Source organism: Pelodictyon luteolum (assembly GCF_001622165.1).
In the GTDB taxonomy this organism is placed as follows: Bacteria; Bacteroidota; Chlorobiia; order Chlorobiales; family Chlorobiaceae; genus Chlorobium; species Chlorobium luteolum_B.
The window spans coordinates 41726-64296 of record NZ_LVWG01000032.1 but is presented as its reverse complement, the minus strand read 5'-3'; the positions used below and the strand labels follow the sequence as shown (position 1 = coordinate 64296).

The 22571-nt window shown below is 55.7% G+C and carries 24 protein-coding genes; 11 read left to right on the top strand and 13 right to left on the bottom strand.

Features of this window, described 5'->3' with window-relative positions; translation table 11 throughout:
* Window positions 1-34 precede the first annotated feature (34 nt).
* On the top strand, window positions 35-1384 hold the full coding sequence (locus A3K90_RS06585) for a BCD family MFS transporter (protein ID WP_303681764.1): 1350 nt from the start codon (window positions 35-37) through the stop codon (window positions 1382-1384).
* Window positions 1385-1419: 35 nt separating this feature from the next.
* Entirely contained in the window at window positions 1420-2358 is a 939-nt protein-coding gene (locus tag A3K90_RS06580) for a radical SAM protein (protein WP_303681763.1), read from the top strand.
* A gap of 19 nt (window positions 2359-2377) precedes the next feature.
* On the opposite strand, the gene A3K90_RS06575 is transcribed toward A3K90_RS06580, so the two are convergent.
* Complete coding sequence (locus tag A3K90_RS06575; protein WP_303681762.1) at window positions 2378-2590, bottom strand: hypothetical protein; 213 nt, start codon at window positions 2588-2590, stop codon at window positions 2378-2380.
* Window positions 2591-2747: 157 nt separating this feature from the next.
* On the opposite strand from A3K90_RS06575, the gene A3K90_RS06570 reads away from it, so the two are divergent.
* Window positions 2748-4391 (top strand): carbon starvation protein A, encoded by a 1644-nt coding sequence (locus A3K90_RS06570; RefSeq protein ID WP_303681761.1) that lies wholly within the window; start codon window positions 2748-2750, stop codon window positions 4389-4391.
* Between the two features lie 12 nt (window positions 4392-4403).
* On the opposite strand, the gene A3K90_RS06565 is transcribed toward A3K90_RS06570, so the two are convergent.
* Complete coding sequence (locus A3K90_RS06565; protein WP_303681760.1) at window positions 4404-4754, bottom strand: DUF4282 domain-containing protein; 351 nt, start codon at window positions 4752-4754, stop codon at window positions 4404-4406.
* A gap of 516 nt (window positions 4755-5270) precedes the next feature.
* Here A3K90_RS06565 and A3K90_RS06560 point away from each other — a divergent pair.
* Together A3K90_RS06560 and A3K90_RS06555 are read left to right on the top strand one after the other, a co-directional pair.
* Window positions 5271-5621 (top strand): cytochrome c5 family protein, encoded by a 351-nt coding sequence (locus tag A3K90_RS06560; protein WP_303681759.1) that lies wholly within the window; start codon window positions 5271-5273, stop codon window positions 5619-5621.
* Window positions 5622-5683: 62 nt separating this feature from the next.
* The gene (locus tag A3K90_RS06555; protein ID WP_303681758.1) at window positions 5684-6931 is read left to right on the top strand and encodes a hypothetical protein; all 1248 of its coding nucleotides are present in this window, start codon (window positions 5684-5686) and stop codon (window positions 6929-6931) included.
* A gap of 255 nt (window positions 6932-7186) precedes the next feature.
* Here the strand turns inward: A3K90_RS06555 and A3K90_RS06550 are convergent, their stop codons facing one another.
* Window positions 7187-7339 (bottom strand): hypothetical protein, encoded by a 153-nt coding sequence (locus tag A3K90_RS06550; protein ID WP_303681757.1) that lies wholly within the window; start codon window positions 7337-7339, stop codon window positions 7187-7189.
* 234 nt (window positions 7340-7573) lie between these two features.
* Here A3K90_RS06550 and A3K90_RS06545 point away from each other — a divergent pair, with 234 nt between their 5' ends.
* The 3 genes from A3K90_RS06545 (at window position 7574) to A3K90_RS06535 (ending at window position 10290) form a co-directional block, all read left to right on the top strand.
* On the top strand, window positions 7574-8161 hold the full coding sequence (locus A3K90_RS06545; RefSeq protein WP_303681756.1) for a hypothetical protein: 588 nt from the start codon (window positions 7574-7576) through the stop codon (window positions 8159-8161).
* A gap of 4 nt (window positions 8162-8165) precedes the next feature.
* Window positions 8166-9269, top strand: coding sequence for a cytochrome c3 family protein (locus A3K90_RS06540; RefSeq protein ID WP_303681755.1), 1104 nt, complete (start codon window positions 8166-8168; stop codon window positions 9267-9269).
* A 139-nt stretch (window positions 9270-9408) separates the two neighbouring features.
* On the top strand, window positions 9409-10290 hold the full coding sequence (locus tag A3K90_RS06535) for a cation diffusion facilitator family transporter (protein WP_303681754.1): 882 nt from the start codon (window positions 9409-9411) through the stop codon (window positions 10288-10290).
* A gap of 73 nt (window positions 10291-10363) precedes the next feature.
* Here the strand turns inward: A3K90_RS06535 and A3K90_RS06530 are convergent, their stop codons facing one another.
* On the bottom strand, window positions 10364-10789 hold the full coding sequence (locus A3K90_RS06530; protein WP_303681753.1) for a 6-carboxytetrahydropterin synthase: 426 nt from the start codon (window positions 10787-10789) through the stop codon (window positions 10364-10366).
* A gap of 276 nt (window positions 10790-11065) precedes the next feature.
* Between A3K90_RS06530 and cysE the strand changes: the two genes are divergently transcribed.
* Window positions 11066-11908, top strand: a complete 843-nt coding sequence (gene cysE / locus A3K90_RS06525; protein WP_149998196.1) for a serine O-acetyltransferase — start codon at window positions 11066-11068, stop codon at window positions 11906-11908.
* Here cysE and aroC read toward each other — a convergent pair.
* The 6 genes from aroC to A3K90_RS06495 form a co-directional block, all read right to left on the bottom strand.
* The gene (aroC, locus tag A3K90_RS06520; protein ID WP_303681752.1) at window positions 11872-13065 is read right to left on the bottom strand and encodes a chorismate synthase; all 1194 of its coding nucleotides are present in this window, start codon (window positions 13063-13065) and stop codon (window positions 11872-11874) included. The two genes, cysE and aroC, sit on opposite strands and share 37 nt — an antisense overlap.
* Window positions 13066-13165: 100 nt before the next feature.
* Window positions 13166-14152, bottom strand: coding sequence for a porphobilinogen synthase (hemB, locus tag A3K90_RS06515; RefSeq protein WP_303681751.1), 987 nt, complete (start codon window positions 14150-14152; stop codon window positions 13166-13168).
* Between the two features lie 111 nt (window positions 14153-14263).
* Window positions 14264-15400, bottom strand: a complete 1137-nt coding sequence (locus A3K90_RS06510) for a sodium ion-translocating decarboxylase subunit beta (protein ID WP_303681750.1) — start codon at window positions 15398-15400, stop codon at window positions 14264-14266.
* An 8-nt stretch (window positions 15401-15408) separates the two neighbouring features.
* Complete coding sequence (locus A3K90_RS06505; protein WP_011358164.1) at window positions 15409-15828, bottom strand: acetyl-CoA carboxylase biotin carboxyl carrier protein subunit; 420 nt, start codon at window positions 15826-15828, stop codon at window positions 15409-15411.
* A complete protein-coding gene (locus A3K90_RS06500) occupies window positions 15825-16193 on the bottom strand; it encodes an OadG family protein (RefSeq protein WP_011358163.1) in 369 nt (122 codons plus the stop codon). The genes A3K90_RS06505 and A3K90_RS06500 overlap by 4 nt, the downstream gene beginning before the upstream one ends.
* Window positions 16194-16214: 21 nt before the next feature.
* On the bottom strand, window positions 16215-17756 hold the full coding sequence (locus A3K90_RS06495; RefSeq protein ID WP_011358162.1) for an acyl-CoA carboxylase subunit beta: 1542 nt from the start codon (window positions 17754-17756) through the stop codon (window positions 16215-16217).
* 265 nt (window positions 17757-18021) lie between these two features.
* On the opposite strand from A3K90_RS06495, the gene hisN reads away from it, so the two are divergent.
* Together hisN and A3K90_RS06485 are read left to right on the top strand one after the other, a co-directional pair.
* Window positions 18022-18789 carry a histidinol-phosphatase gene (hisN, locus tag A3K90_RS06490; RefSeq protein ID WP_011358161.1) on the top strand — a complete coding sequence of 256 codons (768 nt, stop codon included), beginning with the start codon at window positions 18022-18024 and terminating at the stop codon, window positions 18787-18789.
* Window positions 18790-18802: 13 nt separating this feature from the next.
* Window positions 18803-19345: a hypothetical protein gene (locus A3K90_RS06485; protein ID WP_011358160.1), complete on the top strand. Its 543-nt coding sequence runs from the start codon at window positions 18803-18805 to the stop codon at window positions 19343-19345.
* Between the two features lie 155 nt (window positions 19346-19500).
* Here the strand turns inward: A3K90_RS06485 and A3K90_RS06480 are convergent, their stop codons facing one another.
* The 3 genes from A3K90_RS06480 to hemA are packed head-to-tail and all read right to left on the bottom strand — an operon-like array spanning window position 19501 to window position 22486.
* Window positions 19501-20247 (bottom strand): uroporphyrinogen-III synthase, encoded by a 747-nt coding sequence (locus tag A3K90_RS06480; protein ID WP_303681749.1) that lies wholly within the window; start codon window positions 20245-20247, stop codon window positions 19501-19503.
* A complete protein-coding gene (gene hemC, locus A3K90_RS06475; RefSeq protein WP_011358158.1) occupies window positions 20247-21188 on the bottom strand; it encodes a hydroxymethylbilane synthase in 942 nt (313 codons plus the stop codon). The genes A3K90_RS06480 and hemC overlap by 1 nt, the downstream gene beginning before the upstream one ends.
* A gap of 20 nt (window positions 21189-21208) precedes the next feature.
* Window positions 21209-22486 carry a glutamyl-tRNA reductase gene (hemA, locus tag A3K90_RS06470; protein ID WP_303681748.1) on the bottom strand — a complete coding sequence of 426 codons (1278 nt, stop codon included), beginning with the start codon at window positions 22484-22486 and terminating at the stop codon, window positions 21209-21211.
* Window positions 22487-22571: the final 85 nt, after the last annotated feature.

The window sequence follows — 22571 nt, the reverse complement described above, 5'->3', positions numbered from 1 at the left end:
CCATCTTTTTCCCTAACATTTTTTTTCTGCTGCAATGCGCATCTTCAATCTGGTCCGTCTCGCACTTTTCCAGATGGGTTTCGGCATCATGCTGGGCTTTCTGCACGATACCCTCAACCGTGTGATGGTCAAGGAGCTCGGCATCGCCTCCACCATCGTGTTCGGGCTCATCAGCCTCAAGGAGCTGCTTGCCGTGTTTGGCGTCAAGGTATGGGCCGGAAGTCTGTTCGACCGCTCATCGATCTTGGGATACCGTCGTTCGCCATACATTCTCATCGGTCTTGTGAGCTGTGTCGTGGCCTTTATGTATGCACCCGTTGCAGCATATCACGTGCAGGTCCGCGGAACGGATTTTGCCACCCTCTTTCCGGCTGTCCTGTTTGACATCGGTCTCTGGCAGCTTATGGTGGTGTTCCTTCTCTTCGGTTTCGGCCTTCAGGTTGCAACCACCGCCTATTATGCACTCATCGCTGATTATGTAGGTGAAAAGCACATCGGCAAGGTCACCTCTTCGAGCTGGACCCTCATGGTGCTCACCACGATCATTTCTGCCCGTGTCGTCGGCACCTATCTTGATGTCTATACGCCCGAACGGCTTATCAACGTGGGCATTGCCGGCGGCCTTGTCGCACTGGTCCTCGGGCTTATTGCCTTTGTGGGTGTAGAGGAGCGAAACGCCGTCGGGAAGAAAGGCCATGCGGAGGAATCGCTCGGCTTTGTGCAGTCGATCCGCCTTCTCTCGCAGTCGCCGAAAACGATGTTTTTCGCGTTCTATATCTTCCTTTCCATCTTTGCTCTCTTTTCCAACGAGATCGTCATGGAGCCTTTTGGCGCCGATGTTTTCGGTATGCCGGTCGGAGTGACAACCAAACTGTTCCGTCCCACCATGGGCGGCATGCAGCTGGTATTCATGCTCATCACGGGCTTCCTCCTGAACCGCATCGGCAATAAGAACGGGGCCCTCCTCGGCAACTTGTTCTGTATGGCGGGTTTTTCCATCATCATCTTCTCCGGCTTTGCCCGTGATGAGTCACTGCTCCGCATCGGCCTGGTGGTCACCGGTATCGGCCTCGGGGCGTCAAGCGTGTCGAACATCACCATGATGATGACCATGACGGCGGGACGCAGCGGTGTCTACATCGGTCTCTGGGGGACGGCACAGAGCCTTGCAATGTTCCTCGGTCATTTCGGCGCGGGCGTCATCCGTGATGTGGTGCACGCCTTCAGTGGAAGCTACATGATGGCCTACAGTGCGATTTTCGGTCTTGAAATCCTTGCTTTCGGTCTGGCAAGCCTGCTGTTGCCGAGGATATCGAAAGATGAGTTCGAAGAGGAGAGCCGGGTAAAGTTTTCTGAGGTGCTCAAAAACAGCGGCATCGACTAGCTATCCTCAACCCTTCAACCAGCAGCGCAGCGCCCATGAAGCATGTGTTCGGACCGGTATCCTCAAAGCGCCTCGGCCAGTCGCTTGGCGTCGACCTTCTGCCTCCTAAGAGCTGTACCTGGAACTGTATCTACTGCCAGCTCGGTCGGACAAGGGCGTACATGCTGGAGAGGAAGGAGTTCTACCCGCCTGAAGACATCCTGCTTGAAATACAGGAGGCGCTTCACTTCGGAGCGCGGATCGATTGGATCACCTTCGTCGGTTCAGGGGAGACCATGCTCTACCAGGGCATCGGTCGCCTTATTGACGAAGTAAAAAAGATGACGGATATTCCCGTGGCGGTGATCACCAACGGCTCGCTGTTCTCTTTACCCGAAGTCCGCAGCGAACTGCTGCATGCCGATGCTGTCCTGCCCTCGCTCAATGCCGGGTCGGAGGAACTGCACCAAAGAATCAGCCGGCCGGCTCCGGGGTTTACTTTTTCGCTTCATCTCGAAGGGCTTCGCCAGTTCCGCAGGGAGTACAGCGGCCGTCTCTGGGTGGAGGTCATGCTGCTCGGCGGGGTGAACGATTCCGATGAGGCCCTGCAGGATATCGCCTCTGCGCTCAGGAGCATCAATCCCGATATGGTGCATCTCGTCATTCCTACCCGGCCATCGACCGAGAAGGACGTTCTTCTGCCGGACGAAGAGCGTATAGAGCGTGCAGCCGCCATACTTGCTGAGGTCGCACCGCTGGTCCATCCGGTGAAAGGCTCGATGGACCTCACCCGATCCGCTGATCTTCTGGAAGCTGTGACGGCCATCACCCTTCGCCATCCCGTCCAGCAGCGTGAACTTCTCTCGGCCCTTGAAGCCTGTTTTCCCGACATGCCGGACAAAGCAGCCGAAACCCTCAGTGCAATGTTCGCCACCGGGAGGTTCAGCCTCATCGAGCAGGGAGGAGAGGCCTACTGGACGAAAAGAGAGGCATGATGCGCCGCTAAGTCCCTGTTCAGCGGTAGATGTCGCGATCTCTTGGTGTGTCTTCATCGCGCACATCCCTTCTCTCGTCCCGTTCGTTCCTGTCATTCCGATCCCTTCGCTCTTCCATCCGCCGATCTTCTCTCCGGTCACGCTCGTCAGTCCGGTCGTGGTTGTTGCGGAGGTGGACGGCGCACCCGGTCGTAAGCAGCAGCAGGCACACTGCAAGCACTCTTCTTGTCATATCTTCTCCAGTCTCTGATGGTTGAACGTGGGTGAGGGTCCGGCGCTTCTTTGTTTGACGTCCGGGCGGGGTGGCTTCCTGCGGTGGTATATGGAAGATATCGGCGGAATTGTTTACTTTTCTGTTTCATACAACGTAACTCCTCCCCCATCCTTCAATGAACACAATGGTTCTTGCAGCGGTTTCGCTGCTGCTGCTTTATCTTGGTTACCGCTATTACAGCCCGGTTCTCGCCCGTCAGCTGGGTATCGACGAATCCGAAGAGACCCCTGCCGTCAAGCAGCATGACGGCGTCGATTTTGTGCCGGCAAAGCATTGGCTGATTCTTTTCGGTCATCATTTTGCTTCAATTGCCGGTGCAGCTCCCATCATCGGTCCGGTCATAGCGTGTCTCTATTGGGGATGGCTTCCCGCCCTTGCCTGGATCGTCTTCGGCAGCATCTTTATGGGTGCTGTTCACGACCTGGCATCGCTGGCGATTTCAGCAAAAAATGAAGGTCGCTCGATTGCCGATCTTACCGAGAACATTCTCGACCGGAACGCCAAGATCGTATTCAGCCTCTTTGTGTTTCTTACCCTCATCCTTATCGTTGCCGTGTTTGCCGCCATCGCCGGCCAAACGCTTGCCAATACACCTGAAGTTGTCCTGCCGACCATCGGACTCATTCCCGTGGCTTCGCTCATCGGCTGGATGATGTACCACCGGGGGTTTTCCATCCCGCTATCCTCGCTGCTTGGTGTCAGCATGCTTTTCGGGCTCATCGTTCTCGGATACCTTTACCCTGTGAACCTTCCTGTTCCTAATCCAGCGCAGTGGTGGACCGTGATTCTCATCTTCTATGGTATGACTGCCTCGGTGACGCCGGTCACCCTCCTCCTGCAGCCCCGTGACCATCTTGCCGCTCTGGTCCTTTTTGCCGGGATGTTTTTCGGTTTTCTCGGCCTGCTGCTCTCCCGTCCCGAACTCCATGCCCCTCCGGTGGTTGCTTTTTCAAGCGATCAGGGCTGGATGTTTCCGATGCTCTTCATTACGATCGGGTGCGGAGCGGTATCAGGCTTCCACAGCCTTGTGGCCAGTGGCACCACCTCCAAGCAGCTGCCAACCATGAAGGATATCCGGGCTGTCGGTTACGGGGCCATGGTCACCGAATCGGCCCTGGCCGTGCTTGCAGTCGTTGCCGTCACGGCAGGTCTCTACTGGAAAGAGCTGCCCGTCGGCCAGCACGGGTTCGTATATCAGGAAGTGTTTCAGAAAGGGGGGTGGATTAAAACCTTCGGGCTTGGCTACGGTGAGCTGACAAAGCCTGTTCTCGGCACCCTCGGCGCCCTTGTCGGCATCACCATGCTGAAGACTTTCGTAATGACGACGCTGGATTCGGCCACCCGCATCACGCGCTATGTTGGATCGGAGCTGCTCGGTGAAACATTCGCCATCCCCGGCATGAAAAACAAATATGGCATTACGCTCTTGATCGGCTTTCTTGCCTCCATGCTTGCCCTCGGCAACTGGCAGGCCATCTGGCCCATATTCGGCTCAGCAAACCAGTTGGTTGCAAGCGTCGTGTTCATCGTCACGAGCGTGTGGCTCTTCAGGAGGGGCGGCAACTGGAAACTGACAGCCGTGCCGGCAGTCCTGATGCTTATCACCACCCTCAGTGCCCTTGTGGTGAAAACAGAGGAGTTTCTGACAGCAGAGCCCCGCAAGTACCTGCTTGCGACCATTTCCATTATTCTCATTGCCCTGGCGCTCTTTATTCTTCTTCAGAGCATCAAGGTGGTTCGGCAGAAAGCCTCCGCTTGAATGCAGGCAGTCTTAAAGCTTCGCGTTCCGCTCGACAAGGGTTGTTGTGTTTTCGGCGATGCGGAACGTTGCTACTATCGCTTCAAGAAGTAGTCGGACGAGAAAGAGGAGAAGAAAAAAAACGACCGGCGCCATCAGGATCCCGCCAAGACCGCTCCAGAAGCTGTACTGCATCGTTACAATACCTGCGCCAATTGTACTGAAGGCAGTGATGGCCGCAAAGACAATCCCCAGAATGTAAAGGTATTTGACGATATGCAGGGTGATGAATTCCTTGAATGAAAAGTCGAACAATTTGCCGAGTAGCGATTCGTTCTGCATGGCAGCTCCTTTGTTGTTTTGGTTGATTGTCTGGAACATCATAATTAGTTGCAAGTCTTATTTGTAAGTCTTATCTGCAAGTCCTGTGCCATCAAGGGTGACTTTCGGGGTGATTGTTCTGGATGCACGGATGGAGCAAGGGATATGTCCCATAGCGGGACGCTCCGGATCATTTTCCTGTTGTTTACTCATCCGGACAGTGCTAGGTGATGGTGGCAAGATATCCATGACTCCCATCGATACGTGACTATTGCCTGCAACTGCCAGGGGCATGACAGCCGGAGGTTGGGTTTTTTTGATATAAGTAAACAATTGTTATATTTGCTATGTTGCAGGTGGTTCGATGGGATTGATTCCCCTCTTTTTTTTGCCCTCATTATTAACAATCGTTAATAATGAGCCTTCTCTTCGCCATCCGCCGTTCAATGAACATCCTAGTACGGTCGATGTTTTTTTTGATGTGAAGTTGTTTGCCCGGTCCCGTTGACCTGCACGCCCTTCACCTTTCGTAACCCTATGTACGCAAGGCATTTGTTAACCCATCCGGAGATCACCCCCATGAGAAGAAGCCTCTATTCAGCTGTAGTCGCCTGTTCCCTCTTTCTGTGCCAGCAGTCCCTTCAGGCAGCCCCTCCCGATCCTGCTGCCTTAAGGACGCAGCATGACCTCGTCAGAGGTGGTTCGATTTATAATTCCACCTGTGCGGTCTGCCACAACACCGGCATCATGGGCGCACCAAAACCCGGCGACAAGGTGGCATGGAGTGCCAGGGTTGCGGGTGGTTTTGCTCCCGTGGTGGCGAATTCCATCAAGGGGTTCAAAGGAATGCCTGCCCGTGGAGGCCAGCTGTCGCTGACAGACGCCCAGATTGCCGATGCCGTTGCCTTCATGGTGGCCAAAAGCCTCTGATGCTGCATTGACGGGATTCGTCCCGTTTTTTCCAACCAACCAACCACAACAAGGAGTACCGTATGAAGTTTAAAAATGCACTTGGGGTGCTTGCTGGCGGGGCGGTTTCCGCCCTGCTGCTTGCACTCCCTCAGGATGCTGAGGCCACGCCGGTTTTTGCACGCCAGACCGGCATGTCCTGCACCGCATGCCATTTCCAGCGCTATCCCATGCTCAACGCATTCGGTCGTGATTTCAAGGCGAGGGGTTATGTCATGAAGGGGGCCCAGCAGACCATCGAGGACAAGGATCTGTCCATTCCCTCTAGCCTCAACGCCGGACTGGTGACCAAGCTGCGTTACCAGAAGAAGAACGGCACCCAGACGACTGGTACTGCAGGTATGCTCAACGATGGTGAGTTCCAGATTCCCGACGAAGGATTTCTGGCCATCGGGGGCAGGGTGGCTGAGAATATTGGTTTTCAGGCCGAACTCAATCTGAAAAATGTGGCAGAGGATGGTGTGTTCGCAGGCTTCAAGATGCCTTTCGTGTTCGATGCAGGAAAGGATGTCATTGCGAGCGTCATTCCCTTCACCACGGATTCTCAGGGCCCGGCCTACGGATTTGAGCTCCTCAATACCGGCGCGCTCCGTTTCAGCCGCTCCTTTGAGCACCGGAACGAAACCTCAGCTCAGCAGTATATCGGAACGGCTACCGCATCCACCGGTGCCGCGCTGGTTGCATACCATAAGTACGGTTACCTGAACTACACTCCGTACGTCATGCGCGCATCGAATGCTGCTCCTGAAGTCTCAACCGGACAGATGTTCAGTTATCTCCGTGGTGCGCTCACGCCGACCCTCGGCGGTTGGGATCTTGCTGCCGGTTTCCAGGTGTGGAACGGTGACGCCAGATATACAGAAACCGCCACCCCTGATATTGATGTGAGCCAAAGCGCCAATGCATGGGCAGTCGACGCGCAGGCTCAGGGTAATGTGGGTGAACTGCCGCTTGGCGTCTATCTGACTTATGGATCGGCAGACAACTCCGCTAACAGTATCTACAACACGGGGGTCGACGCGAAGAATGCGCTGACTCTGGCCGCGGAGCTGGGTGTCATTCCCTATAAACTGACCCTCGGTGCTGCATACCGTTCAGCAAGCAGCGGTGCGGCGACTCTTGATGGGCAGGATGCCGTGACGCTCGGTATGAACTACATGGTTGCGAAGAATGTGACCGTGCAGATCAACCATAGCTTCTACTCGTATGACGCCGATCTTGATGCGACTGGCGACAACCTGACGACGGTGATGCTGTACAGCGCATTCTGATGGAGAAGCATTCCCGCTTTCCGGCAGGTTGATTGTAGCGCCAGACCGGAGGTAAGCCCCCTTTTATCTCTGGATACCGGCTATGCCGGCCCCGGTCAGGTTCCGTTTGTGTGTGTGGCGGAACAGGATTGGGGCTGGTTTTTTTATTTCCTCTGGTTATACCCTCTTTTATTCTGGCCGTCCCCTCTTCCGGCTTGGTTGATGCCGGTTCGTCACTGCTTGATATCCTGTTGATGCATCTTTTTTCCAATACCATCAAGCCTTCACGAAGACATCTGGATCAATGAGTGGATTGAACTGATTGAAGCTTCCAATGCGTTTAGTGCTGAAAACTATGGCATCGGCATCGATATCCGTATCAGGGAGAACCAGCTCCCGGTAATGTTCAGCAGCGTTTTCCCGGTTCACGGTTTGAGTCCGCCCTCCTCTATTGTCGGAACACCCGACACTTTTCAATTGATTGACCTTTGTTCTGGTTCGACCGGGCAAAAGGACTCCGTTCAAGCAGGTCTGCCCGTTTGGCGCTGTGGCACCAGCTGACGGGGTTGTTTTAAGGCACTTTTAAGCTGAGCTTAAGGCTCATTTAAGGAATCCGGGATATCTTTTTACTCGGAAGCCTAAAAACAGTAACCTGATCCGCCTATGTGGCAATCCATCCTGATCCGGAAAGCCTTACCCCTGACGGCTTCATATCTGCTGCTTATCGTCGCATCGATGGTTCTCGACTATCTGTTGCACGAGTTGAGGATAGAATTGGCCGGCCGGTACCTCGGTGTTGCCGGGGCCATCTTTTTCCTGCTATCTTTTCTTTATTCGGCAAGAAAAAATCAGATCATACCGAAAGGACCGCTGAAGCGGTTTCTTCAGCTGCATTGCCATGCCGGCTGGATCGCAACACTTTTGATTCTGGTCCATTCCGGAATTCATTTCAACGCACTGCTGCCCTGGGCAGCGACGGTACTTATGATGATCGTGACAGCCAGTGGTCATGTCGGACAGCATCTCGTACGAAGATTCAGGAACGAGGCAAAGCTGAAAAAGCAGCAACTCGGCATCGTGACCCCTCCAGACGATGCCCTCGACCGCCAACTGTTCTGGAATGCATTGACCGTGAAGGCCCTTAACCAGTGGCGAATGGTGCATATGCCCCTGGTCGCATTCCTGATAATTCTGACTCTCGTGCATGTAGTTTCAATCCTGTTTTTCTCAAACCGGGCAAGCTGGATGTGAAAAAATGAAACTGGTTATCATTGTTATCGGCTTCTTTGCCATAGTCGTCGGCCTCGTCCTTGCATTTCCGGATTACCTGATCAATCCTGGACCTTTGATGCAGGGGCATGCTCAAATTGAGAAAAATTGCCTCTCCTGTCACCGGCCTTTCAGGGGGGCACTCACTATGCAATGCACGAACTGCCATAAGCCTGATGAGATAGGCATCAAAAACGTCAAAGGAATGGCTCTTCTCCGGAAGGACAGCAACATATCGTTCCACAGGGGGCTGTCAACAAACAGCTGTATCGGATGCCATACCGATCACAAGGGTCGTGACTCGACAAGAGCCATCCGCGCATTCAGGCACGAAGGCATCAGTTTTGACCTCAGAGCCAACTGCAACTCTTGCCATGATGTTCAAAAGCCAAAGGATAAACTCCACGACTACGCAACCCGGAGCTGTGGAGAATGCCATTCAACCAGCGGCTGGAAACCCGCAAGCTTCGATCACAAGACACTGGCATCAGCACAACGCTGCATCGACTGCCATAAAGGAGAGGTGCTCAAAGACCACCTCCACTCAAGCGCCGGCGACAACTGCAGCACCTGCCATGGCACCAGGGCATGGAAGCCCGCAAGCTTCGATCACAAGATGCTGGCATCAGCACAACGCTGCATCGACTGCCATAAAGGAGAGGTGCCCAAAGACCGCCTCCACTCAAGCGCCGGCGTCAACTGCAGCACCTGTCATGGCACCAGCGGCTGGAAACCCGCAAGCTTCGATCACAAGATGCTGGCATCAGCACAACGCTGCATCGACTGCCATAAAGGAGAGGTGCCCAAAGACCGCCTCCACTCAAGCACCGGCGCCAACTGCAGCACCTGCCATGGCACCAGGGCATGGAGGCCCGCAAGCTTCGATCATGACCGATATTTCCGTCTCGACCGCGACCATAGGGCAAGCTGTAGTACCTGCCATAAAGATTCTTCCGATTTTAAGAAGTACACCTGTTATGGATGCCATGAGCACACTCCATCAAACATTGCCTCCGAGCATCGTGAGGAAGGAATCAGAAACTATCAGAACTGTATGCGATGCCATAAAAGCGGGAGCGATGAAGACTGAACCTTCGAGGGCGAAAGGTCTGGATCGATTGTCTGCGTACTTTTCTATTGTAAAATATGAGGTCCCTTAAAAGCATAATGGCGATATAGACCCACTCTACAGGCAGAAATCGCCATGCATAAATTTTTAATTCAATAGTATGCATGCCATTGCTCGATCAAAAAAATCCCTGAAACCTTTCGTCCTGCTGTCGATAATCGCAGCGATTGTGACCATTGTAATGAAAATGCTGGCTTGGCGGTTGACCGGGTCGGTGGGATTGCTGTCCGATGCCCTCGAATCATTCGTGAATCTTGTAGGCGCCATGATGGCATTGGCCATGATCACACTGGCTGAACGACCGGCAGATGATTCGCACCCGTTCGGGCACGGAAAGGCGGAATATTTTTCAAGCGGCTTCGAAGGACTGCTGATCTTTATCGCCGCATTGTCTATCGGGTTCAGTGCTGTCGATCGCCTGCTTCACCCTCGGGACCTGGAGATTGTAGGTTTCGCACTTATGGTATCGGCTGGCGCAAGTGTGGTCAACTACTTTACGGCACGTACCCTGCTGAATGTGGGTCGGCGGGAACATTCAATCACGCTGGAAGCCGACGCCCACCACCTCATGACCGATGTCTGGACATCGGTCGGAGTGATTGCCGGCGTTGCTTTGGCATGGTGGAGCGGATGGACCTGGCTCGATCCTGTCATCGCTCTGGCGGTCGCAATCAATATCCTCCGAACCGGCTGGCACCTGCTGCAACGGACTGCGGAGGGCATGATGGATGCCTCATTGCCTTCCGATCAACTCGCTGATATCCACACGGCATTGAAAAATATCTCCATGGACGGGGTGAGCTGCCATAACCTGAAAACGCGTATGGGTGGAAGCATTGTTTTCATAACACTGGACGTCATGGTACCTGGAAATTGGAGCGTTCAGCAGGGCCATGACTGTTGCGAATCTATAGAGGCTCATCTGCAGAAGATGTTGCCTCACACCCATGTGACGACTCACCTCGAACCCTCAGACCAGTGACTCAATCAGGGATGAATGTACATCATAGGCGGGGCTCGGCCTATATGGCTTAATTAAACAATCACTTAATTATCTACCCATCATAATCAGCCCAGTTGTTCGGCGTCTCATACCAGCGCACGTTGTGGAGGCTTATGCCTTCAGGCAGATGGGTGCGGATCTCGTTGAAAGCCCATTTGGCGAGGTATTCAGCAGTAGGGGGGTCGTCGGTGACAAGCACCCGGGTGTTGCGTTTCAGGATGAACTCAAGATCTTCATGATCTTCACGCCAGACGGCAAACCCGTGGTCGAGCCGGTTGTGGATGTGCTCCACCATGATCTCCTTCAGGAACCGGAAGTCCATCACCATGCCCTCTTCAGAGTCGCCGCTCCGAACGACGACGGGGCCTTCAACGGTGGCGACAACGACACCGCGATGGCCGTGCAGCTGGTTGCAGAACGAAAAGTGGTTCGGCAGGGTGTGTCCGTAGTCGATCTCTATTTTCCGTGATATCTGCATAGTGGTGTCAGCGATGGGGTTTGGCTCAGGTCAGCAAGCAAAAGTGTACACAAAAAATCCCTGTTTCAAAAGTGTTGGCCATTCACTCGTAGTGGATGAATGCATCCGGGCGGGACGATGAACGGATAATTTTCATACATTAGGTGACGCCTGCGGCCGGGTTCCCGGTGCGTTCCGGCGGACCTTTTAGGGGGGGTAGGCTGTTGACTATTCCTCATGGCACACATTGTGCCGACAGTTTCAGTAATTTTTCCACGGCCAAGGCCGTTTTCCGCCATGCAGTCAGATGCTGACAAAATCTGGAAAATCATCGTTGCAGAAGCCTCCGCTGAATGTAGGCACGATCCTGACATCCGCATGTTCCTCGAACAGCACATCCTCCAGTTCAGCGATTTTGCCTCCTCGCTGGCGATGCTGCTCGCCGTGAAACTCGGCTCTAAACATTTCCCTCCTCCGGTCCTGCAGGGACTGTTCGAGGATTTCTACAGGGATTGCCCTGACCGGGTGGATTATGCGGTGTGCGATCTTGTTGCAACCCAGGACCGTGACCCTGCGGCTGTCTACTATTTCGAAACCATGCTGTTCCTGAAAGGGTATCAGGCGCTTCAGGCATACCGTTTTTCTCACTGGCTGTGGAAGAACGGGCGTAAGACCATGTCCTATTTCATACAGAACCGCATTTCTGAGGTCTTTGCCGTTGATATCCATCCTGCAGCGGTGATCGGGAAGGGGATACTGCTTGACCATGCCACAAGCCTCGTCATCGGCGAAACCGCTGTTGTTGACGACAACGTGTCGCTGCTGCATGAGGTCACGCTCGGTGGCACCGGTAAAGAGACGGGTGACCGCCATCCGAAGGTGCATAAATCGGTACTGATCGGAGCCGGCGCGAAGATCCTCGGCAACGTGGTGATTGGCGAGGGGGCAAAGGTCGGTGCGGGGAGCGTGGTGCTGGATGACGTCCCTCCGCATTATACGGTGGCCGGCGTGCCGGCCCAGATCGTGGGCCGTACAGAGGTGCCGGAACCTTCACTGGACATGAACCAGCGTCTTGTCGGTCGCTATAACGAGACTGATGGCAATCAGCCGGTAAAAGCCGACCGTACCGCTTCGCGGTAGCGCTCGAGCCGTTCCCTGATTTCGTCCATGTTATCGCCGCCGAGTTTTTCGAGCAGGGCATTGGCGATGACTGGTGCCACAACGGCTTCTGCCACCACGCCTGCGGCGGGAACGGCGCAGGTGTCGCTACGCTCGAAGCGAGAGAGTACCGGCTCGAGTGTTTCGAGGTCGAACGACTGCAGCGGCGACTGCAGTGACGAGATGGGCTTCATGGCGGCCCGGATATGAATGACCTCTCCGCTTGACATGCTTCCTTCCAGGCCTCCCGACCGGTTGGTCGGTCTCCTCACGCCTTCTCCCTTCATAAGGGTGAACGCATCGTGCACTTCCGAGCCGGGTTTGCGCGCATTGTCGAATGCAGGGCCGATCTCCACTCCTTTTATTGCCTGAACGGCCATGACGGCGGCAGCAAGCTGGCTGTCGAGCCGGCGGTCGTGCTGGACATAGCTGCCGAGTCCGACCGGAACGCCGGTAATGAAGATTTCAATGACACCGCCTAGAGTATCGCCCTGCTCCTTCGCTCTATCGATTGAGGCCATCGCCTCTATTCCAGCTGCTTCCCCGATCATGCGGACTTCCGAACGGTCCGCAGCTTCCGATAGGGCTTCAGCACCATGTTCAAGCAGTGAACGTAAGGGTTCTTCAGAGCCGGCATCCTCCGCGGAGCCAATGGAGGCGACCCTGCTGCCGATTTCGATGCCGAGCTGACGCAGAAAGGTGCGGGCAAGTGAGCCCGCAGCAACCCGTGCAGCGGTTTCTCGCGCCGAAGAGCGGTCGATGACGGGGCGGATGTCGTTGAAACCGTATTTCAGGCGTCCGGCAAGGTCTGCGTGTCCGGGGCGTGGAATGGTGATTTTTTCCGTCGTCTCTTCATTCGAGGTGAACTGTGCCATCCTGTCGGTCCAGTTTTCCCAGTCGCGGTTCCGGATGACGAGGGCAATCGGGGACCCGATGGTTTTTCCGAAGCGGATGCCGGAGAGTACCTCGGCACTGTCCTGCTCGATTTTCATGCGTCCACCTCGGCCGTAGCCCTGCTGGCGGCGCCGGAGCTCGCGGTCAATATCGTCCTTCGTGACGGCTACGCCGGCCGGAATGCCTTCAATAATGGCCGATAGCGCCGGGCCGTGGGATTCTCCTGCGGTAAAGTATCGTATCATGGGCTTCGTGTTATCTTGGAAAAAGGCCCGGCCGGTGCCTTCTGTGACATCCTGCCGGGCCTTTCCTTGTGGTCCTGACGGTTACTCGGGTGAAAGAGGCTCAGCGGAGTCTTTTGGCGGCCTCTTTTGCGTAGTAGGTGAAGATCATGTCGCCGCCTGCACGCTTCATGCAGAGGAGCGATTCCATCATCACGCGCTCTTCGTCGATCCAGCCTTTGGCAGCAGCGGCTTTGACCATGGCGTATTCACCCGACACGTGATAGATTGCCACGGGTACATCGAAGCGTTCTTTCGTGCGGTAGACGATGTCAAGGTAGGCCAGACCGGGCTTGACCATGACGATATCAGCGCCTTCCATGATGTCAAGTTCGATCTCTTTCATCGCCTCATCGGTATTGCCGGCGTTCATCTGGTAGGTGCTCTTGTCGCCAAACTGCGGCGCGCTGTGCAGCGCATCGCGGAACGGGCCGTAGAAGCTGGATGCATATTTGGCGGCATAGGAGAGGATGCCGACGTCGGAGAAGCCTGCATCGTCAAGCGATTCGCGGATGGCGCCGATGCGGCCGTCCATCATGTCGCTGGGAGAGACGAAGTCTGCGCCTGCGTTGGCATGCGAAATGGACATCTTGCAGAGCACCTCGACGGTTTCATCATTGAGGATGATGCCGTCTTTGACGAGGCCGTCGTGGCCGAAGGGGGTGAACGGGTCAAGGGCGACGTCTGTCATGATGCAGAGATCCGGCACCTTGGCCTTGATGGCGCGGATGGCTTCCTGGATGATGCCCTTGTCATTGTATGATTCGCTGCCGTCCTCGGTCTTCTTTTCGGGGATTCCGAACAGGTCGATGCACTGGATGCCGAGATCCCAGAGCTCCTGGCACTCACGGACCGCATTGTCGATGGTGTAGCGGAAGCTGCCGGGCATGGATGCAACCTCTTCGATGCCGTTCGTGCCGGGCATGACGAAGAGCGGGTAGACGAGATCGTTGACGGTGAGGGTGCGTTCCTGTACAAGGTTCCTGATGGCCGCAGTCCTGCGGAGCCTTCTGGGGCGTTGGGGAATATTGAGGAGGTCGAGCTGGCTCATGAATGATGACGGATTATGGTTGACAATGCAGTGCGGCTCAAAAAACCTTAAAATAAAAAAATCCGTGGACACTGCGAAGTGTCCCCATTGAAAATCCGGGCCTCTGGCGGCTTACATAAGATAGCTGATCATGATGCCCGCTGCTACTGCTGAACCGATGACTCCGGCCACATTGGGTGCCATGGCATGCATGAGGAGGTGGTTTGTGGGATCGGCCTTCAGCCCTTCAATCTGCGCTACACGGGCACTGTCGGGAACAGCCGACACTCCGGCTGCGCCGATGAGGGGATTGATCTTGTTGTCGCCCTTGAGGAACATATTCATCAGTTTGGCAAAGAGCACGCCGCCGGCGGTCGATATCATGAACGACAGCGCTCCGAGCACAAAGATGAGTACTGACTGGGGGGTAAGGAACGTTGTTGCCTGGGTCGATGCCCCGACGGTGAGGCCGAGGATGATGGTGACGATGTCGATCATGGCGTTGCGGGCCGTGTCGGCAAGGCGTTTGGTGACCATCGACTCTTTCAGGAGGTTGCCGAAGAAGAGCATGCCGAGGAGCGGCAGTGCGCCGGGTGCGATGAATCCTGTAAGGAGCAGACCGGCAATCGGGAATACAACCTTTTCGGTTTTAGAGACGGAGCGGGGCGGTTTCATCTTGATTTTGCGCTCTTCCGGAGTGGTCAGGAGCCTCATGATGGGCGGCTGGATGACCGGCACGAGGGCCATGTAGGAGTAGGCGGCGATGGCGATGGATCCGATGAGGTGCGGAGCCAGTCGCGAGGAGATGAAGATGGCCGTCGGACCGTCAGCACCGCCGATGATGCCGATCGAAGCCGATTCCGGGTTCGTGAACCCGAGGGCAATGGCACCGAGATAGGTGAGGAAGATGCCGAGCTGGGCAGCCGCGCCGAGCAGGATGAGCTTCGGGTTCGAGAGCAGTGTGGAGAAGTCGGTCATGGCCCCGATGCCGAGGAAGATGAGCGGAGGGAAGATGCCTTTGAGCACACCCTGATAAAGGTAGTTCATGACGCTGCCCTGTTCGTAGATGCCGAGCTGCAGTCCGGCGTTCTCAAGGAAGGGCGTGTTGCCGATGAGGATACCGAACCCGATCGGCACCAGAAGCAGCGGCTCGTATTCGTGCCGAACGGCTAGATAGATGAAAAGGATGCCGATGAGGATCATCAGCACGTGTCCGGGCGTGACGTTCATAAACCCGGAGTATTCAAGAAAACGGAGTATTCCCTGCATGGTGGTGGTTAATCTATTTCAACAAGGACGTCGCCCTGCATGACGGTATCGCCTTCCCGGACCTTTACGGTCTTGACCGTTCCGTCCTTTTCGGCAAGGATATTGTTCTCCATTTTCATGGCTTCGAGCACCAGCAGCGGCTGTTCGCGTTTTACCGCTGTTCCGGGTGCAATCATGATCTGCAGGATGGTTCCCGGCAGGGGAGCCTTTATCTGGCTCAGTCCGGACGTGTTCAGCGGTGTGGGTGCCTTTGGCGGTGCGCTCGGCGCGGAGCGGACGAGCTTCGGCGGCTGCGGGGCTTTCATTTCACGACCCAGCTCTACCTGGTACGCTGTTCCGTTGACCTCGATTTCAGCGGTGTTCTCTTCAATCGACTTGATCTCAACGCTGTAATTGTTTCCGTTTATCTTGAAGGTGTATCGCCTCATCTCACTGTGCCTTTGAAATTGATGACATTGTAAATCTTGGAATTCCAGGGGGAATAGTTTTTTGCCGCCTTTTTGATGGTGAGGATGGCGGTTTCCTGATCATGGAGCTCGGTGAAGTACATGTGCAGAGCCATGGCGATGGATGCATTGACTTCTCCGCTCTGTCTGGCCACCTGAGCTCTGGCCGATGCCGGCTCCGTGTCGTTGGCTTTTTTTCCGAACCGGGCCTCAAGCAGGTGTGGAAGTACGCTGAAGACGAGATAGAGAATGATCAGCGACATGAACACCACCCCGTAGCCCGTGGCTGCGAGCATGAGGTGATCAGCCTGTATTGCCGAAAGGTTGAATGAAACTGCTGGGAACATGGGTTTTGCTGTTTTCCGTTGTCAGAGCGGGAGCGTTGAGTGTTTTTTCGGGGGGTTCCCGTCTTTTTTTGTTGAGAGTACCTGCAGGGCCCTGATGATGCGGAACCGCGTGTTGCGGGGCTCGATGACGTCGTCGATATACCCGTACTTTGCTGCTTCATAGGGGTTGGCAAATTTCTCCCTGTACTCGGATTCCTTTTCGGCGACGAACCGGGCCCGCTCTTCAGGGTCTTCAATGGCTTTCAGTTCACGGTTGTAGAGCACTTCAATGGCGCCTGCCGGCCCCATGACGGCGATTTCGGCATTCGGCCAGGCATAGTTCACGTCTCCGCGCAGGTGCTTGGAGCTCATTACACAGTATGCTCCGCCATACGCTTTGCGGAGGATGACGGTGATTTTTGGTACGGTGGCCTCACCGTATGCAAAAATGAGTTTAGCGCCGTTACTGATGATGCCGTCGAACTCCTGGGCGCTGCCGGGCAGGAACCCTGGAACATCGACGAGGGAGACGATGGGTATGTTGAAGGCATCGCAGAAGCGGATGAAGCGGGCGGCTTTCCTTGACGCGTCGATGTCGAGGCATCCGGCGAGGTACTTGGGCTGGTTGGCCACGATGCCGGTCGAAATGCCGTTGAAGGTGACGAACCCGATGACGATATTGCGGGCGTACTGGCGCTGCACTTCGAGGAACTCCCCGTTATCGGCGATGGCCTGGATGACGTCCTTTACATCGTATGGCTGGGACGGTTTCTCGGGAATGATGGTGTTCAGGCTCTCCTCGAGGCGGTCGGCAGGGTCGTCGCAGATTGCCAGCGGGGGTTCTTCGAGGTTGTTCTGTGGCAGGTAGCTCAACAGTTTTTTGATGAGCAGGATGCCTTCCTCTTCATCGGCCGCCACGAAATGGGTGACGCCGGATTTGGTGGCATGGACTGAAGCTCCGCCAAGGTCCTCTTCGGTGATTGTTTCACCCGTCACGGTTTTGACCACCTTCGGGCCGGTGACGAACATGTAGCTGGTTTTTTCGGCCATAAGGACGAAGTCGGTAAGTGCGGGGGAGTATACCGCACCGCCGGCGCAGGGGCCGAAAATGGCTGAAATCTGCGGAATCACGCCGGATGCCATGATGTTGCGCTGGAAGATGCTTGCGTAGCCGGCAAGGCTGCGCACACCCTCCTGTATTCTGGCTCCGCCGCTGTCGTTGATGCCGATGACCGGCACGCCGACTTTCAGGGCCTGATCCATGATCTTGCAGATCTTTTCGGCATAGGTTTCCGAGAGGGAGCCGCCGAAGACCGTGAAGTCCTGTGAGAAGACATAGACCGGTCGGCCGTCGATGGTGCCGTACCCCGTGACGACGCCGTCGGAGAGGTAGTGCTGTTTGTCAAGGCCGAAATCGGTGGTGCGGTGGGTGACGAACATATCGTACTCTTCGAAGCTTCCTTCGTCCAGGAGCATTGCTATGCGCTCGCGGGCCGTGAATTTCCCTTTGGCGTGCTGTGCTTCAATGCGCTTTTCACCGCCTCCGAGGCGGGCTTTTTCGCGTTCGGCAATCAAGCGTTTCATGGTGTTGTGGGATAATGATTGAGATGCTCTATGGCAGGTGCCGTGAGATCTGCACAACCGTTGATGCTGAACATGGTGGACTGGGGAGCCATCTGGTGTTCCGGGTTTGCAGAGTCGCTGCATGAGGGGTTCGCGGTTCCATGGCGGTTCCGCTCTGTTGCATTGAATATTCAAAAAAAAAGGGGAATAACCGCCTTTGTTGCCGCAGTGGGGCGAATAATCTTATATTTTTCTTTTTTTTGCTGTCAAACAGCCGTGAAAACCTATGCATTCTGACCTGCATCTGGCGATGCACCTTGCCCGTGAGGCGGGGGATCTGACGCTTGAATATTTTTCCCGCAAGTCGCTCAAGGTTGATACCAAGCGGGACTCTTCACCGGTCACGGAAGCGGACCGGAGAGCGGAGGAACTCATCCGGCGGGGGATTGCGGCACAGCATCCGCATGACGGACTGTTCGGGGAAGAGTTCGATGAGCAGCCTTCCGGTACCGGCCGCCGCTGGATCATCGACCCGATTGACGGTACCCGCGCCTTCATCCACGGTGTCCCGCTCTACGGCGTCATGATAGGGCTTGAGGTGGACGGAAAAATGCAGCTCGGGGTCATCAATTTCCCTGCGCTCCGGGAGCTCTACCACGCAGAACGGGGTGGCGGTGCGTTCATGAACGATGATCCGGTCTCGGTCTCCTCGATTGCCGATACGTCGTCCGCCACGATAGTGTTCACTGAGAAAGAGTATCTGCTTGATCCCCCTTCGGCCCATCCGGTCGACATGCTGCGCCTTGAGGCGGGACTTGTCCGCGGGTGGGGCGACTGCTACGGCCACATGCTGGTGGCTTCAGGCCGGGCTGAAGTGGCCGTCGACAAGATCATGAGCCCATGGGACTGCGCCGCCGTCATTCCCATTGTAGAGGAGGCCGGAGGCCGCTCTTTCGATTACCGGGGCATGGCCACCATTTCGGGAGAGGGGCTTGTGAGTGCGAACGGACCCATCGGTTCTTCACTTCTCCGAGCCATAAGCGAAACGCTTTGAACCCGCTTCCGCCATGATTCTCATTCTGCTTCTCCTGGCTCTTGGCCTTCTCCTTGCCATCTTCGTGATGCTTTTCACCGGCTGGCCGGGCCGTGAGCGGAAGGCGGTCGAAGAAATCGGCCGTGAACTTCGCCGCGAGATGGCGCAGCAGCGTGTTGATTCCATGCAGCTGCTCCACGCAATGAAGATCGAGCTTGAAGAGTCGCTGCGTGAATCCATTGAGCAGGAGGTCAGCTCTCTTGCCGCAGCAGGTACAAAGCGCCGGTCGCAGGGGCGGAAAGGCCAGGCTCCGCACAGCATCAGCAATCCTCCTTCCATTGACACCGGAGATGCCCAGAGAGAGCCTTCCGCTGTCCTCCCTGAGAGCACTTCTGTCGACGATGGGGATGAACCCATGCAGGTCCGTGAAGAAGACCGCGGCCAGCTGGCGCTTTTTGCCGAACCCGCTGCCGCTGCTCCGCTCTCTTTGCGCCTTGTGCATCCGGATCCTGTTCCCCCTCCTGAGGAGGACATGATTCGGGTCTATGCTGCCGATGACCTTCCTGATGTCGACTAGCCGATAGTACAGATTCCGGATACACGCATTGAGCGTTATGCCCTCAATGCGCATCTGTTGTTGCAGGTGCGTATGTTTGGAGTTCCGGTGGTAGGTTTGCTGAAAGGGGTATAGTAAGGGGGTAACTGCCTTTTCGCGGCTACTCTATCGGGGAATCAGCGCTGCTTCAGTGCTTCTGCGATAGCTTTTGCGAAGTTCGGCCCGTCGAAGTATTCAGGAATGACGTCCACCCTCACGCCGAGCTTTTTGAGCGCTCCGGCCGTTGTGGTGCCGATGGCTGCAACGAGGCTCCCTTCGGGCAGTGCCGTCGAGCCCATTGCTTCAAAGAAATTGACGGCAGTTGATGGGCTGGTGAAGGAGAGGCAGTCGAGCTGGCCGCCCTCAAGCATCATGCGTATCTTCGCCGAGTCTTCCAGAGAAGGCGGATGGTTCTCGTACACGGTAAGTTCAATGCAGGTTCCTCCCCGCTTCTGTATGACGTCTGGAATGACGCCGAGCGAGAGGTTCCCGCGAAGAAAGAGGAATGTCCTGCCTTCAATGTCTTCGCTCTGGATGTCTGCCATGAGGTTCACGGCATCAGCAATCTTCGGGACAGGTTCTGTCGTTACCCCGTAGGCGGCGAGGTCTTTTTCCGTAGTCTTTCCAACAGCCCAGACTGTTGCCTTCCTGAGGTTTTCAAGCTCGTAAGGGCGTTCCTCCATCATGCGCCGCATAAACTCTCCGACGCTGTTGGGGCTCGTGAAGAAGATGCCGCTGAAGGGCGAGAGGTCGGGTACAGTCCAGCCGCCGACAGGCCTGATTTCGATTGTCGGGAAGACAACCGAATCCAGACCGTGGCTTGCAAGTTCTCTGACGAATGCTGCTGCCTGATGTTCCGGGCGGGTTACCAGGACGTTTGGCATCAGCAGCTCTTGCGGATTTCCGAAAGGATCTTTTCGGCGCCCTGCTTCAGGAGCTCCTTGGCCAGTTCAATGCCGGCTTCTTCAGCCTGGCTCGGCGAGGTGAGTCCTGTTTTGGTGATTTCGTCCCGGATGCCGATGGTGCCGTCGGTGGAGCCTACGAACGCCAGAAGGTGCAGGGTGCCGTTCTTGAACGACGCGTAGGCGCCGATCGGGATCTGGCATCCTCCCTGGAGGTGGCGGAGCAGCGCGCGCTCTGCTTTGCAGCAGTACTCGGTGGTGCTGTGGTTCATGACCTTGACGATCTCGCGGGTCTGTTCGTCGTCGACACGGGTCTCTATGCCGAGCGCACCCTGACCGACGGCAGGCAGCATGATTTCATGCGGCAGGATCTCGGAGATGCGGTCGCTGAAGTTCAGGCGGTAGACGCCGGCATAGGCAAGCATCATTGCATCGAATTCGCCTTCGTCGAACTTCTTGAAACGGGTGTTGAGGTTGCCGCGGATGTCGCAGATCTCGAAGTCGGGGCGGAGGCTTTTGAGCTGTGACATGCGACGAAGGCTGCTGGTCGCTACCTTGGCGTTTTTCGGCAGGTCGAGCAGTTTGGCGCCCGTTTTGGATATGATGACATCGCGGGTGTCTTCGCGTTCGGTGAAGGCGCTGATGATCAGCCCTTCAGGGGTTGCGGTCGGAACATCCTTGAGGCTGTGGACGGCAAGGTCGATCTCCTTGGCAATCAGGAACTTTTCGATGTCTTTCGTGAACAGTCCCATGTCGCCGATCTTTGACAGGGGAGAGTCGAGAAGCACGTCGCCCGTGGTCTTGACCAGTTTCAGTGTGATTTCAAGATCAGGAAAGTGCCTGGAGAGTTCCGCTTTGGTGAACTCTGCCTGCCAGAGAGCGAGGGGGCTGGACCTGGTGCCGATGATAAGCTGTTTTTTCAAGGCGGTTACGGATTTGTTAATTAGTGGGACTGGTTGGGCTCTTCAAGATCAAAAACGTTGCGGACCAGATCAACCCGGCTCGGCATGTTGTCAGAGGTGCTGATGGGCGCCTTGAGCATTTTGATGGGGTGGTGCAGGATCTTTTTCATGATCCTGTCGGTCAGGTGCTCCATTCTGCGGAGCTCTTCTTCGGAGACTTTGTAGCGGTAGCGCTCAAGTTCCTTCTCCTTGATTTCAATGAACTTCGACTGGAGGTCGACGATGGTCGGGCGTACCTTCAGGGTGTTGATCCACTGGCCGAATGCGACAAGTTCCTCGTCGATGATGGAGTGGACTTTCGGGAGCTCAAGGCTGCGGCGCTCAAGGTTCTTGTCGATGATGTGCTTGAGTGCGTCGATGTCCTTCAGGAACATGTTCTGGAGCTTGCCTATTTCCGGGTCGGCGTTGCGAGGCAGGCCGAGGTCGAGGATGATGACCGGCTTCAGGCGGCGCTTCTGCATGGCCCCGTGCATCTCGGCCTCGGTGATGATGTAGTCTTTGGTGCTGACTGCGGTGATGATGATGTCGAACTCGTGCAGATGCTCCTTGTAGCTTTCAAACGGAAGGACCCGGTTGGTTCCGAGTTCTTCTGCAAGTGCTTCGGCTTTCGACTGGGTCCGGTTGGTGATGACGATGTTGCGCGCGTTCTTTGCGAACATATGCTTGGCCGCCAGTTCGCCGGTTTCACCTGCGCCGACAAGGAGGATCTTCTTCATGGAGAGGTTCGAGAAGATCTTCTGTGCCAGTTCGACGGCGGCGTAGCTGACTGAAACGGCGCCCTCCATGATCTTGGTCCTGGTCTTGACCTTCTTGGCGACGCTGAATGCCGTATGGCAGAGGCGGGTGATGAGGATGCCGGCAGCCTGCACTTCGGCAGCGATCCGGTAGGCCTCTTTGACCTGGCCGAGAATCTGTCCCTCTCCGAGGATCAGGGAATCAATTGCGCTGGAGACTTCAAAAAGATGGCGTGCGGTACCGCAGTAGAAGCGGCTGAAAAAGTGTTCGGGGCGGACATCCTTGCGGGCGTCACGGAACGAGATGATATAGTCCTTGAGATACTCGCCGGTGACTTCGTGCATGGCGGGTACGACATAGAGCTCAGTGCGGTTGCAGGTCGAGAGCACCATCGCTTCGTGTGCCAGCCCTCCGGAAATGAGGCCGGTGATGAACTCCTTGTTCTGAACTTCTGAAAGAGAGATTCTTTCCCGGATTTCAATAGGTGCAGTTTTATGATTGACACCAACTGAAATGATGTTCATAGCAGGGCTGTTTAAGTGAACCGGTTATGCTTGCAGGAGGGTAGGTAATCCTCCGGTGCCGGCATATTGCTGAGTCTTAAATATA

Bases quoted from the DNA above. Each gene is read 5' to 3' on its own strand.
- A3K90_RS06540 (WP_303681755.1), top strand. From the start codon at position 8,166: ATGAAACTGGTTATCATTGTTATCGGCTTCTTTGCCATAGTCGTCGGC.
- A3K90_RS06555 (WP_303681758.1), top strand. From the start codon at position 5,684: ATGAAGTTTAAAAATGCACTTGGGGTGCTTGCTGGCGGGGCGGTTTCC.
- A3K90_RS06580 (WP_303681763.1), top strand. From the start codon at position 1,420: ATGAAGCATGTGTTCGGACCGGTATCCTCAAAGCGCCTCGGCCAGTCG.
- A3K90_RS06565 (WP_303681760.1), bottom strand. From the start codon at position 4,754: ATGATGTTCCAGACAATCAACCAAAACAACAAAGGAGCTGCCATGCAG.
- A3K90_RS06585 (WP_303681764.1), top strand. From the start codon at position 35: ATGCGCATCTTCAATCTGGTCCGTCTCGCACTTTTCCAGATGGGTTTC.
- A3K90_RS06495 (WP_011358162.1), bottom strand. From the start codon at position 17,756: ATGAAACGCTTGATTGCCGAACGCGAAAAAGCCCGCCTCGGAGGCGGT.
- hemA (WP_303681748.1), bottom strand. From the start codon at position 22,486: ATGAACATCATTTCAGTTGGTGTCAATCATAAAACTGCACCTATTGAA.
- hisN (WP_011358161.1), top strand. From the start codon at position 18,022: ATGCATTCTGACCTGCATCTGGCGATGCACCTTGCCCGTGAGGCGGGG.
- A3K90_RS06510 (WP_303681750.1), bottom strand. From the start codon at position 15,400: ATGCAGGGAATACTCCGTTTTCTTGAATACTCCGGGTTTATGAACGTC.
- A3K90_RS06530 (WP_303681753.1), bottom strand. From the start codon at position 10,789: ATGCAGATATCACGGAAAATAGAGATCGACTACGGACACACCCTGCCG.
- aroC (WP_303681752.1), bottom strand. From the start codon at position 13,065: ATGATACGATACTTTACCGCAGGAGAATCCCACGGCCCGGCGCTATCG.
- A3K90_RS06485 (WP_011358160.1), top strand. From the start codon at position 18,803: ATGATTCTCATTCTGCTTCTCCTGGCTCTTGGCCTTCTCCTTGCCATC.
- A3K90_RS06545 (WP_303681756.1), top strand. From the start codon at position 7,574: ATGTGGCAATCCATCCTGATCCGGAAAGCCTTACCCCTGACGGCTTCA.
- A3K90_RS06575 (WP_303681762.1), bottom strand. From the start codon at position 2,590: ATGACAAGAAGAGTGCTTGCAGTGTGCCTGCTGCTGCTTACGACCGGG.
- cysE (WP_149998196.1), top strand. From the start codon at position 11,066: ATGCAGTCAGATGCTGACAAAATCTGGAAAATCATCGTTGCAGAAGCC.
- A3K90_RS06500 (WP_011358163.1), bottom strand. From the start codon at position 16,193: ATGTTCCCAGCAGTTTCATTCAACCTTTCGGCAATACAGGCTGATCAC.
- A3K90_RS06560 (WP_303681759.1), top strand. From the start codon at position 5,271: ATGAGAAGAAGCCTCTATTCAGCTGTAGTCGCCTGTTCCCTCTTTCTG.
- A3K90_RS06505 (WP_011358164.1), bottom strand. From the start codon at position 15,828: ATGAGGCGATACACCTTCAAGATAAACGGAAACAATTACAGCGTTGAG.
- hemB (WP_303681751.1), bottom strand. From the start codon at position 14,152: ATGAGCCAGCTCGACCTCCTCAATATTCCCCAACGCCCCAGAAGGCTC.
- A3K90_RS06535 (WP_303681754.1), top strand. From the start codon at position 9,409: ATGCATGCCATTGCTCGATCAAAAAAATCCCTGAAACCTTTCGTCCTG.
- A3K90_RS06570 (WP_303681761.1), top strand. From the start codon at position 2,748: ATGAACACAATGGTTCTTGCAGCGGTTTCGCTGCTGCTGCTTTATCTT.
- A3K90_RS06480 (WP_303681749.1), bottom strand. From the start codon at position 20,247: ATGCCAAACGTCCTGGTAACCCGCCCGGAACATCAGGCAGCAGCATTC.